Origin of the sequence: Enterococcus sp. DIV1411a (assembly GCF_050531945.1) — a bacterium.
In the GTDB taxonomy this organism is placed as follows: domain Bacteria; phylum Bacillota; class Bacilli; order Lactobacillales; family Enterococcaceae; genus Enterococcus_B; species Enterococcus_B faecium.
The window spans coordinates 1027576-1040690 of sequence record NZ_CP172892.1 but is presented as its reverse complement, the minus strand read 5'-3'; the positions used below and the strand labels follow the sequence as shown (position 1 = coordinate 1040690).

The following is a 13115-nucleotide window of genomic DNA, read 5'->3' as shown; positions in this document are numbered from 1 at the left end:
TTTTATAACATAAAATGTTAGAAACTCGCATTTTTTTCATTTTTTCGAGCTTACAGTCTTGTCTGATTCAGCACTTTTCGCCTATAATAATAAAATATTGGAAATTTAGGAGGTTGATTATGAAAAGAAAGCATTTATTTCACTCATTTGTTTTCTTAATGACAGGACTTGTGACACTTGCGTTTGGTCATGTTGCACAAGCTGACAACACTACAACGGCAGAGTCAAGCACAAGCGAGACAATGCAAAAAATAGAGCCCAAAAAAGACGTATACGTAATTGCCAGTGACTCTGCTTTTGCTCCATTTGAATTTCAAAACGCAAAGGGCGAGTACGAAGGCATCGATGTAAAATTGATGGAAAACATCGCCAAACTGCAAGGATTTAACATCCGAATGGACTACCGTGGTTTCTCTGCTGCTTTGCAAGCTTTGGAATCAGGACAAGCAGACGGAATGATTGCCGGAATGACTGTAACAGATGAACGAAAGAAAAGCTATGATTTTTCTGATTCTTACTTTGATAGCGGGATCCAATTAGCTGTCAAAAAAGGAGATACTTCGATCAAGTCTTATGAAGATTTGAAAGGAAAAACAGTCGGAGCAAAAGTTGGTACCGAAAGTGCTGAATTTTTAAGCGACCATGAATCTGAATATGGCTATTCTATCAAATATTTTGATGCTGCTGATCAATTGTACGACGGGTTAAAAGTTGGCGCAATCGATGCAATGATGGATGATTATCCGGTAATCGGTTATGCGATCAAACAAGGACAAGAATTGGAAACACCGATCAAAAAAGAATCTGGCGGAAAATATGCATTTGCCGTTAAAAAAGGACAAAATCCTGAGCTTCTTAATATGTTCAATGAAGGATTGAAAGAATTAAAAAGAACAGGCGAATACGATAAGATTATTAAAGAATATGTAGCGGATGGTTCAGAAACTTCCAGTGAGTCTTCCACTGCTGATGAATCAACATTTCTTGGACTTATCCAAAACAACTATCAAGCATTGTTGAAAGGACTTTGGAGAACAATTCTCCTAACTTTGATCTCCTTTGCTTTGGCTATAGTAATCGGTGTGATTTTTGGATTATTCAGTGTAGCACCAATACGCGCTCTTCGCACAATTGCTAGTATTTATGTCGATATCATCCGAGGAATTCCAATGATGGTTCTTGCGTTCTTTATTTTCTTTGGGTTGCCTGGTATCGTTGGATTTACGATTCCTGACTTCCTTGCTGGTGTTATCACCTTGACTCTTAACGCAAGTGCTTATATCGCAGAGATTGTTCGAGGCGGGATCAACGCCGTTCCTGTCGGACAAATGGAAGCTTCCAGAAGTTTAGGTCTTTCTTATAATCGGACAATGCAAAAAATCATTTTGCCGCAAGCGATACGCATCATGATCCCATCATTCGTCAATCAGTTCGTTATCTCATTAAAAGACACAACGATCATTTCCGCAATCGGTGTAGTCGAATTGCTGCAAACTGGTAAGATCATTGTTGCACGTACAACACAAAGTACGTATGTTTACTTGATCATTGCGATCATGTACTTGATTTTGATCACAGCATTGACAAAATTAGCAAAAGTTTTAGAAAAGAAGGTGAAGTAAGATGGCAGAAAAAATCTTAGTTGAGCATTTAGTCAAAAAATACGGCGATAACACAGTATTAAACGACATCAATGTATCCATCAACGAAGGAGATGTCGTCTGTATCATTGGCCCTTCAGGTTCAGGAAAAAGTACATTTTTGCGTTGCTTGAATCGTTTAGAAGAACCTTCTGACGGTGAAATTATTATTGACGGCGCCCACTTGATGGATAAAAGCACAGATATCAACTTGGTGAGACAACATATCGGAATGGTATTCCAACACTTTAACCTATTCCCTCATCTTTCTATTTTGGAAAACATCATTTTAGCACCGATGGACCTGAAGAAAGAATCTAGAGAAGAAGCAGAGAAAAAAGCAATCAAATTACTGCAGACAGTTGGTCTAGAAGATAAAAAAGATATGTATCCTGAAATGCTTTCTGGTGGACAAAAACAGCGTGTGGCTATTGCTCGTGCTCTAGCGATGAACCCTGACATCATGCTTTTTGATGAGCCTACTTCTGCACTCGATCCTGAAATGGTCGGTGATGTCTTGAACGTCATGAAAAGGTTAGCAGAACAAGGTATGACGATGGTTATCGTTACGCACGAAATGGGGTTCGCTAAAGAAGTGGCCAATCGCGTCATGTTCATTGACGACGGAAACTTTTTAGAAGACGGAACGCCTCAACAAATCTTTGAAAATCCGCAAAATGAACGGACAAAAGATTTCTTGAATAAAGTATTAAATATTTAATAAAAACCAAAAATGCACGGTCGCCATGAAGGGACCGTGTATTTTTATCTTCTTATTTTCTCACCTAATCGTATCATCAGCCGCATCGCTTGTTTTCCTGCACAAACAAGCAATCGCTCTACCTGTTCCATCGCATAAGAAAGTACCATCGGTTCATTGACGATATCAAGTACATAGTCGATACCACCTTCAGAAACTATGATGATTATCTTATTCTAAAGTTGGCTTTTTTGTTGGTACAAACATGACAACTACAAAAAAACCAGGCGAACGTATGATTGTTCGTCTGGTTTTTAATTATTAATGACTTAGCGTTTTTACTAGAAATAGAAAATTTGGGCAAGTCTACTTTATATTTTTACTAGAAAAACTACTTCCGCTTTTTCCCGCCAAAAGCATCTTTAAACTTATCGAAGAAACCGTCTTCTTGCTGTTCTTCAACTTTGATGCCGCCAGCTTCAGCGAATGCACGTAATGCTTCTCTTTGTTGTTCATTTAGATTTTTCGGTGTGATCAGTTTTACTTTGACATGTTGGTCGCCTGTTGCACCACCACGTAACTTCGGAGCGCCTTTTCCACGTAAACGGAAGTTCGTACCTGTCTGTGTTCCAGCAGGGATCTTCAATTTCACATCTCCATGGACAGTTGGTACTTGGACTTCATCCCCCAAAGCTGCTTGTACAAAACTTAAAGGCAATTCATAGTAAATTTCAGAACCTTCACGATCAAAGATATCACTTTCTTCTACACGGAAGATCACATACAAATCACCAAATGGTCCGCCGTTTTCTCCAGCTTCTCCTTGACCAGCTAAACGCATTTGTTGTCCTTCTTCTACACCAGCTGGTACATTCACTTTAACTGAATGTGCTTTCTTCTCATGTCCTGAGCCATGACAGGTTGGACAAGGTTCTTTGATTTCTTTCCCTGTGCCATGACAAACATCACAAGTTTGACGGCTCATCACTCGTCCAAGTGGTGTTTGGCGTTCTACATTGATCGTACCTGCACCATGACATTTATGACAAGTAGTTGGTTGTGTGCCTGGTTTTGCACCGTTCCCACCACAAGTATGACAGATTTCTTCCCGATTATACTTGATTTCTTTTTCTACACCAAAAATCGCTTCTTCAAAAGACAAGTCGACCGTATATTGCAAATCAGCACCTTGACGAGGCGCATTTGGATCGACTGACCGACCGCCTCCTCCAAAGAAAGAGTCGAAGATATCTTCAAAACCACCGAAGCCGCCACCAGAGAAGCCGCCGAATCCACCAAATCCGCCACCAGCTCCACCAGCACCGTAATTTGGATCTGTGCCTGCATGCCCGTATTGGTCATATGCAGCGCGTTTTTGCGGGTCACTTAAAATCTCATATGCTTCTGATACTTCTTTGAATTTTTCTTCCGCATCAGGTTCTTTATTGATGTCAGGATGGTATTTTTTCGAAAGCTTACGATAAGCTTTCTTTATTTCATCTTCTGATGCTCCTTTTGAGAGCCCTAAGACTTCATAATAATCACGTTTTGTTGCCATAGGCTTTCCTCCTATTGGTTCTCATCATTTTCACGTCGCTTGTTATCATATCATATTTTGTTTGAAACAAAAACCGATACTTCAAACTATTTTTCAAAAGAAAAAGCCAAAGTAGCAACTTTGGCCTTCTCTCGAAATTCAGTGAACTGACTATTTATCGTCGCCATCGACTTCTTCAAAATCAGCATCAACGACATCATCTGCTCCGCCTTGAGCTGCTTCTGGATTTTCTTGAGCTTGTTGTTGTGCAGCTTGTTCGTATAGTTTAACAGTCAAGTTTTGAACGATTTCGTTCAATGCATCGCGTTTAGTTTTCATTTCCTCGATGTTGTTTGCTTCAACAGCGGCTTTTAATTCGTCACGAGCTGTTTCTGCTTTTTTCACTTCTTCTTCGTCCACTTTGCCTTCTAATTCTTTCAATGTTTTGTCCACAGAGAATAGCAATGCGTCTACATCATTACGTAGGTCAACTTCCTCTTTACGAGCTTTATCTGCTTCAGCGTTTGCTTCTGCATCTTTCACCATACGTTCGATTTCTTCGTCTGTTAGACCTGAAGAAGATTTGATCGTGATTTTTTGTTCTTTTTGTGTACCTAGATCTTTCGCAGATACATTTACAATCCCGTTTTTATCAATATCGAATGTTACTTCGATTTGTGGAATACCACGAGGAGCTGCTGGAATATCTGTCAATTGGAATCTTCCTAGAGTTTTGTTGTCAGCAGCCATTGGGCGTTCACCTTGTAATACATGGATGTCTACTGCTGGTTGATTATCTGCCGCAGTTGAGAATACTTGTGATTTACTTGTTGGAATCGTTGTATTGCGGTCAATCAATTTAGTGAACACTCCACCCATTGTTTCGATACCTAATGACAATGGTGTAACGTCAAGTAAAACAACATCTTTCACATCACCAGTGATCACGCCACCTTGGATAGCAGCACCCATAGCAACTACTTCATCAGGGTTAACTGATTTGTTTGGTTCTTTTCCTGTTTCTTTACGTACTGCTTCTACAACTGCAGGGATACGAGTAGATCCACCGACTAAAATAACTTCGTCGATTTCTGATTGTGATAAACCTGCATCTTTTAGCGCTTGACGTACTGGTACTTTTGTACGTTCTACTAAGTCAGCTGTTAATTCATCAAATTTTGCACGTGTCAATGTCATTTCCAAATGCAATGGTCCAGATTCTCCTGCTGTGATAAATGGCAAGCTGATTTGTGTGCTTGATACGCCAGATAAATCTTTTTTCGCTTTTTCAGCAGCGTCTTTCAAGCGTTGTAAAGCCATTTTGTCTTGAGACAAGTCAATGCTGTTTTCTTTTTTGAATTCTGCTACCATGTAGTCGATGATTTTGTTATCAAAGTCGTCCCCACCTAGATGGTTGTCGCCAGCTGTTGACAATACATCAAAGACACCGTCTCCTAGTTCAAGGATAGATACGTCAAAAGTACCGCCACCAAGGTCGAATACTAAGATTTTTTCGTCGCGATCTGTTTTATCTAAACCATAGGCAAGAGCAGCTGCAGTTGGTTCATTGACGATACGTTCTACTTCTAGACCAGCGATCTTACCAGCATCTTTTGTTGCTTGACGTTGTGCATCATTAAAGTAAGCTGGCACAGTGATAACTGCTTTTTCGACTTTTTCACCTAAATAGTCTTCTGCGAATCCTTTGATATATTGAAGGATCATTGCTGAGATTTCTTGTGGTGTATATGATTTACCTTCTACATCTACTTTGTAACCTGCTTCACCGATATGGCGTTTGATTGATGAAATCGTATTTGGGTTTGTCACAGCTTGACGTTTTGCAACTTCCCCTACTTGGATTTCTCCATTTTTGAATGATACAACAGAAGGTGTTGTACGGTTTCCTTCTGGGTTAGCGATGATTTTTGCTTCGTTTCCTTCCAATACTGCTACTGCAGAGTTAGTCGTACCTAAGTCAATACCGATAATTTTACTCATAATTAACGTCTCCTTCTTTAATTGAAAGTGTAAGTTTTATATCCGCACAATTATTGTGCAACAATGACCATAGTTGGTCTTAACACGCGATCATGTAATTTGTAGCCTTCTTGTAGTACTTCTACAATCGTATCGGCTGGTGTATCTTCAGTCGCTGGAACAGTTTGTACTGCTTGATGAAGATTAGGATCAAAGGCTTCTCCTTTAGCAGGGATTTTTTCAATTCCTTCTTCTTCCAGTGCGTTACGCAAACTTTCCAAGACCATTTCCACGCCTTTTTTCAAACCTGCCCCTTGATCATCTGACACTTCTGTGGCTAATGCACGTTCCAGGTTGTCAATTGATGGAAGTAATTTTTTGGCTAAATCTTGTGAACGGTATTTTTGTAATTGCTCACGCTCATTTTTTCCTCGATTTGCCATATTTGCGATTTCAGCACGAGCCCGCAAGTATTTATCTTCCATTTCTTCTAACTCAGCTTTTAATTTCGCTGTTTCGAATTCTTCCGCTTCAGCTTCTGAAATACCCGAATCTTCTGCAGCTTCGACATCGATTTCCGGTTCTGGCTGAGCATCTGTCATTTCTTTATCTAGTTCTTCTTGATTTTCTTTCACGATACAGTCTTCCTTTCATTATTCAGTCAGCTGTTTGATTGCTCTTACTAAGAAAGAGAGAACGATCAGCTGCAAATAGCTTCGTTATTCACATTACGAGTTTGACAAGTCAAGCGAGCGGTAGTAATCAGCAAGTTTAGCTGCTAGTTCTCTTCGATAAACATCGACTAGACCGAACATCCGAGAATAAGGCATACTAGTAGGCCCTAACAAGGCTATTGTACCTCTTCCATGACCATTTATCTCGTAACTTGCTTGAATCATACTCATATTCTGCAATAAATCATTGCCTAATTCAGCACCAATCTTGATATGAATATTGCTATCCATCGGAGTGATCATTTGTGTAAGTCCGTCTGAGTCTTTCATAAAAGAAAACATCGATTTGAACTGATCAAGATCTTGACGGGGCTCATAATCCAAGAGATTCATTTGTCCACTGACATAAACCTTTTCTTCAAAAACATGACCAAGAACGGTGTCAAATAACTGAGACATCCCTTCTGTCGTCTGGAAATATTTATGAAGAATCATCGGAATCTCCGTACGAAGTTTATGGTACACCGTCATCAGAGGATCTCCGACTAGACGGTCGTTTACAATCTGTACCATTTTTTCTAGTTCCTGACTTCCCATATATTCGGGAAGAGTGAATACTTGGCTTTCTACATTCCCCATATCTGTTACGACGATAGCAATAATCTGTCGATTATTCAAGGGTACGATACGAAAGCCAGTCAGTCGGCGGTCTTTTATTTCAGGTCCCAATGAAAAAGTCGTATAGCTTGTCAGCTCAGATAATATCTCAGCAGATTGCTTAATAATCTCATTGATTTCATGAAATTCTCTGCCTAGAGACTGACGAATCAGCAGCAAATCATCTTCTGCTACGCGAGCAGGTTTTAACAAATGATCCACGTAATAACGATAGCCTAAAGCAGATGGAATCCGCCCAGAAGAAGAGTGAGTCTTCAACAGCAATCCTTCATCTTCTAATGCTTTCATATCATTGCGAATCGTTGCTGAGCTGGCCTTGACTCCCTCAGACATTAATGTTTTGGAACCAACGGGCACGCCACTACTCGTATAGTGTTGGATGATCAGACGTAAAATGTCGTTTTGTCGCTTTGTTAACATCTTCCTCACCTCTCATTAGCACTCATATATTCTAAGTGCTAATTCACTTATAAATATAGCAAGAAGCCCTTCTCCTGTCAAGAGAAAGACTCCATTTTTTAGCACTCTAAACACAAGAGTGCTAATTCTAAATAATTGATGTAAATCCAGTTATATCAATACTTCAATACCTCATTGTCAAACTTTCTAAACTTTTTCTTTTCAAGTTTCGATAAAAAACAAATATTCTTCAAACTATTTTTCAAATAAAAAGCGCTCAAACACATTGTTCCCCAAAAAAGTCCCTCTTGGTGTCAAATAAACACGGTCTTCTTCATTAACAAGTAACCCTTCTTGCTCTAATTCCCTTAGCACATCACCGTACACCGATTCAATTGTTTTTTGATAGCGATCATAGAAATGTTTTTTAGTAATCCCTGTTTTTTTTCTTAGTCCTAAGAACATTTCTTCTTCTATTTGATTTTTTCGTGTCAATTTTTCTTCTTCCAATACCGGGCGTTCATTTGCTCGTAATGGGCGTAAATAGTGTTGGATCGGTCCTTTGTTGCGGTAACGAATATCTCCAAGATAACCGCTAGCACCAGCTCCAAACCCAAAATAGTGGTCATTGTTCCAGTACATGAGGTTATGTTGAGATTCATGTCCGGAGAGCCCAAAGTTACTTATTTCATATTGGTGACGTCCATGCTTTTCCATTGCTTCAATCGTCTCTTCAAACATTCTGGTTTCCGTTTCCTGATCAGGCAGTTCGAGTCTTCCTTGTCGTACCCAGTTCATGAACATTGTTTTGTTTTCGAGGATCAATGAGTACAAAGAATAGTGAGGCAGATCCAAAGCCAAAGCTTTTTCCAAAGTATCCCGATATCCTTCTAGTGTTTGTCCCGGTAATGCATAAATCAAATCGATGCTTACATTGGTAAAATTTTCTGCTTTTAAAAATTGCATTGTTTGATACACATCTTCTGCAGTATGTTTACGTCCAATTTTTTTCAATAAGCGATTGTCAAATGTCTGCACTCCCATGGATAAACGATTGACGCCATAGTTTTTCATCACTTGAAGTTTTTCACGGGTCAAATCACCAGGATTCGCTTCTACAGTAAACTCATTACCATTTTGAAAAGGCAGGATCTCTCTAGCACCTGATAATAGTCGATCAAGTTGTTTAGCAGATAAAGAAGTTGGTGTTCCGCCTCCTACATAAAGTGTTTCCAAATTCGCTGTAGGATGACTTTCCAGCATTAATCTCATTTCATTCAGCAGCATTTCCACATACTCATCTACTGGCTGCCCTTCTAAAAAAACTTTATTAAAGTCACAGTAATAGCAGATATGCTCGCAAAATGGGATATGAATGTACGCAGAAACCTTGTTTTCTGCGGGATTTATTGTTTCTATCATTGAAATTCTTTCTCCTTACGTCGAAAAGTCGTGCCTGTTTTCGACCTTCTTAAAATCGCGTTCAAGCACCAACTCATTGAAATAAGCCGCATATTTAGAATCAAGGAAACCTAGCACTAAAAATGCTTGCTTATTGTCATCGGAGCTACACGGTGCTTTTACAGCCTCTCGATAAACGGTAATTGCAAAGCTGACCTTCGGCATTAAGTCAAAATCTGCAAAAATATGAAAAGCTATTTTCACAGATTCCTCCTTAAGTGCTCAGACCACAACGCTTTGCTTACAACCTCTCATATACGCATACTAAACGTATTTGGCGAACAAATCCACTAAAAAATCCAAGAATCGACTTCTTGGATGATTTTTTTACACTCATGATTCTTCCTAAACAATTTTGTCCTTATTTTATTCATAAAAAAATCTAGTCAAATCTCTCACTTCAAGAGTTTTAACTAGATTCCAATTATTATTTTTTTGTAAAAATAAACAGTCTCTTAATCATAGACATTTCTTCGGTGCCCTACTTGAATAGCGATAACAACGAATTGATTATCTTCTATCTCTACCAATACACGTATTTGCCAATCAGAGCTGCTTCTGAATTTCGGGCGTGAATTTTAAACGGCAGGTCATTCCAGCCCACCAAATTCATTAAGGATTCTTCCATGAATACTGTTGTTTTCCCACTTCTTATCCAATGTTTATGGGCAATTTCAGCCGTTTGACGATTGTATTCATCTTCTAGTTGTTCCATCGAATAGTTTTTTAGAAGTTCAGATAAAGTAATCCCATAAAATTCAGCCATATAAGAAAGCCATTCTTTTTTGGCGTCACTTACACGAACCGTAATCATAGCCCTATAATTGCCTTTCTTAAAGAATCTCATGCATTTCCTGATGTGATTTTAGAAAAATTTACTTGCTAAAAAACTGTGAAAATGTAGGAGCTAGCATCCTTGTAGTAAATGATCGAGCTCTTTATTATACACGCCGATTGTAAAATTAAGCTAGACAACTAAAAAAGTCATTTGTGCTACACTCAAAATAGTTCCGTCCAAAGAATTATAAGGAGTGAGTACAAATGACCTATACCCATCTTACAACGGATGAACTTGTAATGATAGAGTCTTATTTCAAAATAAATCAATCTGTTGCGAAAACTGCGCATTGCTTGAATCGTTCAAGACAAACGATCCATAAAGTATACCTGTTCTTCAAGCAAGGAAAATCAGCCTTAGAGTACTATCAACAGTATAAGAAAAACAAATCAAACTGTGGTAGACGCCCGCTTGTTTTACCTGAGGAACAATCAGAATATATTCAAAGAAAGGTTGTTCAAGGATGGACACCCGATGTGATTGTTGGTCGTGCAGCGTTTCCTATTCGTTGTTCTGCTCGTACCATTTATCGTATGTTCAAAAAGGGGCTATTTAATCCTTCTGACTTACCGATGAAAGGCAAGCGTAAACCAAATGGACATCAAGAAAGACGTGGAAAACAAGCTTTCCGTCGCTCTATTCATGAACGTGAAAAAGATTATAGCCAATTCTCAAATGAGTTTGGTCACCTTGAAGGTGACACTATCGTAGGTTTGAAACATAAAAGTGCTGTAATTACCTTAGTTGAGCGATTATCAAAAGTTATCATCACATTGAAACCGTGTGGTAGACAAGCGATTGATATTGAAAACAAATTAAATCATTGGTTTGAATCTGTACCGAAAAATCTATTCAAATCCATCACTTTTGATTGTGGAAAGGAATTTTCAAATTGGAAACAGATCAGTAATGCCAATGATATTGCCATTTATTTCGCTGATCCAGGAACGCCGTCTCAAAGAGGCCTAAACGAGAATTCTAACGGATTGTTACGTAGAGATGGTTTATTGAAATCTATGGATTTCAATTCAGTAGATGAATCTTTTATTCAATCTGTCGCATCGAAACGAAATAATATTCCTAGAAAATCACTGAATTATCGAACACCTTTGGAAGTATTTTTGAGTTACGTAAGTATTGATGATTTGTCTAACTTAATTTGACAATTAAGAACATTAAAAAAGTTCAGAAATTTTGATGAAGTAGCCAACTACTTTTTCATGAGTAAAGCAACACTAGAAAAAGAATCCTCCAGTACTTAGAATTTACTGGAGGATGTACTTTTGAAGAAGCCTATAGGTTATTTAAAAAATATTACTACAGGAAGGAACGAGAATTACTTCGTTACTTATAATAGAACTTAGTCTTATATAGAAGGCATAGCTCACATTAGCTTATTTGTCCTATAAAAATAAATTACGGTATTTTAGAAAAGCTATTTTCTCTTTTTTCAACGATCTTCAGCAATTTTTCTTTATCGTCAGGTAACTCAAGTTCATGAATTCTAGCATGACAATTGGGACATAACGCGATACAGTTTTCAATCACATCTTTTCCACCTTGCGACAAATATTCTATATGATGACAATGTAAATAAGGTACACCGTCTTTTATAAATGGCCCTTTTTCTTGGCAAAGTTGACAAATACCTTTTGCAAGTCGTTTAACATATTCAGATACGAAGGGATTACGTTTATATATTTTTGTTTTTGAGAAGCAAAACTCCTCTTCGTTAACATATTTTGCAGCCATTTTTTTATTATAATTACTAACTTTTCTTGCTTCTTCCTCTAATTTAGCATCAGATAAATTACGAATATGTCTAGTTTGATTTTCTTCCTGGTTATATATATCTTTATCTTCAATCAATTGCTCTTGGATAGGCTACAATTAACTAGACAGAAAAATTAAGGTGTGTAGACTAGAAGAAAACATACCAGGAGGAATTTTTATGTCTAAGAGAACACGAAGAACTTTTTCACAAGAATTCAAGCAACAAATCGTCAATCTTTACTTAGCTGGAAAGCCACGTGTAGAAATCATTCGAGAATATGAACTAACGGCTTCAGCATTTGACAAATGGGTAAAGCAATCTAAAACGAGTGGTTCATTCAAAGAAAAAGATAATCTTACGCCTGAACAAAAAGAATTGTTAGAACTACGTAAAAGAAACCAGCAATTAGAAATGGAAAATGATATTTTAAAGCAAGCAGCGCTGATATTCGGACGAAGAGACAAGTAATCGATGCGAATAAGCATCTTTACCCTATATCAGCGATGTGCAGAATATTAGGTCTATCACGTCAGTCCTATTATTATCAATCAAAACCAAAGAAAGACGAATCAGAACTTGAAGAAGTAGTCGCTGAAGAATTTATCCGCAGCCGAAAGGCCTACGGCTCAAGAAAAATAAAAAAAGCCTTATCAAAACGAGGCATTCAGATCAGCCGACGAAAAATTAGTAGAATCATGAAAAATAGAGGATTAAAATCGAGCTATACTGTTGCTTATTTTAAAGTACATCATTCTACTTGCAATGAAGCCAAAACGACAAACGTATTGAATCGTAAATTCTTAAGAGACAACCCATTAGAAGCGATCGTAACAGACTTGACTTATGTACGAGTCGGGAAAAAATGGAATTATGTCTGTTTCATTTTGGATCTGTTCAATCGAGAAATTCTCGGCTATTCTTGCGGAGAACATAAAGATGCCGTTCTAGTAAAAAAAGCATTTAGCCGTATCAAACAACCTCTGACAGAGGTTGAGATTTTTCATACTGATCGTGGAAAAGAGTTTGATAACCAAGCTATTGATGAATTATTAACAACTTTTGACATCAATCGATCATTGAGTCATAAAGGCTGTCCTTTTGATAATGCCGTAGCTGAATCAACTTATAAGTCGTTGAAAGTAGAATTTGTCTATCAATACACATTTGAAACCTTACAACAATTGGATTTGGAGTTATTTGACTATGTCAATTGGTGGAACCACCTTCGGTTGCACGGTACACTTGGCTACGAGACACCGGTTGGTTACCGTAACCAGAGATTGGCGCAGCGAATCCTTGATAATGAGCTCGGATGTGCTAACGCTAGCGAGGCAGTCTAACTTTAACTGTTAGCTCCTGCCGAAGATCGTCACATCCGAGGAGGCTCATTGTCAAGGACAATCGGAATAGCATACGGAAAGAAGTTCTGCACCT

General features: G+C 38.2%; 12 protein-coding genes and 2 pseudogenes. 4 read left to right on the top strand and 10 right to left on the bottom strand.

The genetic code is table 11. The features are described 5' to 3' along the window. Positions 1–119 precede the first annotated feature (119 nt). Positions 120–1622: an amino acid ABC transporter substrate-binding protein/permease gene (locus IGJ87_RS05005; protein ID WP_002296521.1), complete on the top strand. Its 1503-nt coding sequence runs from the start codon at positions 120–122 to the stop codon at positions 1620–1622. Between the two features lies 1 nt (position 1623). Continuing rightward, positions 1624–2361, top strand: a complete 738-nt coding sequence (locus tag IGJ87_RS05000; protein ID WP_104876506.1) for an amino acid ABC transporter ATP-binding protein — start codon at positions 1624–1626, stop codon at positions 2359–2361. Between the two features lie 44 nt (positions 2362–2405). Here IGJ87_RS05000 and IGJ87_RS04995 read toward each other — a convergent pair whose 3' ends face one another. The 9 genes and pseudogenes from IGJ87_RS04995 to relB form a co-directional block, all read right to left on the bottom strand. Beyond that, a complete protein-coding gene (locus IGJ87_RS04995; RefSeq protein WP_137206225.1) occupies positions 2406–2570 on the bottom strand; it encodes a glycerate kinase in 165 nt (54 codons plus the stop codon). A 161-nt stretch (positions 2571–2731) separates the two neighbouring features. Then, complete coding sequence (gene dnaJ, locus IGJ87_RS04990; protein ID WP_002323970.1) at positions 2732–3898, bottom strand: molecular chaperone DnaJ; 1167 nt, start codon at positions 3896–3898, stop codon at positions 2732–2734. Between the two features lie 150 nt (positions 3899–4048). Continuing rightward, on the bottom strand, positions 4049–5878 hold the full coding sequence (gene dnaK / locus IGJ87_RS04985; protein ID WP_002292134.1) for a molecular chaperone DnaK: 1830 nt from the start codon (positions 5876–5878) through the stop codon (positions 4049–4051). A gap of 50 nt (positions 5879–5928) precedes the next feature. Then, positions 5929–6492 carry a nucleotide exchange factor GrpE gene (gene grpE / locus IGJ87_RS04980; RefSeq protein WP_002296525.1) on the bottom strand — a complete coding sequence of 188 codons (564 nt, stop codon included), beginning with the start codon at positions 6490–6492 and terminating at the stop codon, positions 5929–5931. Between the two features lie 93 nt (positions 6493–6585). After that, entirely contained in the window at positions 6586–7629 is a 1044-nt protein-coding gene (gene hrcA, locus IGJ87_RS04975) for a heat-inducible transcriptional repressor HrcA (protein WP_002326925.1), read from the bottom strand. 234 nt (positions 7630–7863) lie between these two features. Further along, the gene (gene hemW, locus IGJ87_RS04970) at positions 7864–9030 is read right to left on the bottom strand and encodes a radical SAM family heme chaperone HemW (RefSeq protein ID WP_002326924.1); all 1167 of its coding nucleotides are present in this window, start codon (positions 9028–9030) and stop codon (positions 7864–7866) included. Positions 9031–9045: 15 nt separating this feature from the next. Then, on the bottom strand, positions 9046–9273 hold the full coding sequence (locus IGJ87_RS04965; protein WP_061573497.1) for a hypothetical protein: 228 nt from the start codon (positions 9271–9273) through the stop codon (positions 9046–9048). Positions 9274–9524: 251 nt separating this feature from the next. Next, positions 9525–9605 (bottom strand): annotated as a pseudogene (locus IGJ87_RS04960) (type II toxin-antitoxin system RelE family toxin); the annotation flags it as partial. Continuing rightward, entirely contained in the window at positions 9593–9916 is a 324-nt protein-coding gene (gene relB, locus IGJ87_RS04955) for a type II toxin-antitoxin system RelB family antitoxin (protein WP_002303913.1), read from the bottom strand. The pseudogene IGJ87_RS04960 and the gene relB, both read right to left, overlap by 13 nt. 194 nt (positions 9917–10110) lie before the next feature. On the opposite strand from relB, the gene IGJ87_RS04950 reads away from it, so the two are divergent. Then, positions 10111–11070, top strand: a complete 960-nt coding sequence (locus IGJ87_RS04950; protein WP_000222573.1) for an IS30 family transposase — start codon at positions 10111–10113, stop codon at positions 11068–11070. Between the two features lie 253 nt (positions 11071–11323). Here the strand turns inward: IGJ87_RS04950 and IGJ87_RS04945 are convergent. Next, positions 11324–11785: pseudogene (locus tag IGJ87_RS04945) on the bottom strand (HNH endonuclease); the annotation flags it as partial. A gap of 73 nt (positions 11786–11858) precedes the next feature. Between IGJ87_RS04945 and IGJ87_RS04940 the strand changes: the two are divergent. Continuing rightward, a protein-coding gene (locus IGJ87_RS04940) for an IS3 family transposase (RefSeq protein ID WP_086956687.1) occupies positions 11859–13021 on the top strand; the annotation gives its coding sequence in 2 pieces (ribosomal slippage) (positions 11859–12135 and positions 12135–13021; 1164 coding nt in all). The last annotated feature ends 94 nt before the right edge of the window (positions 13022–13115 follow it).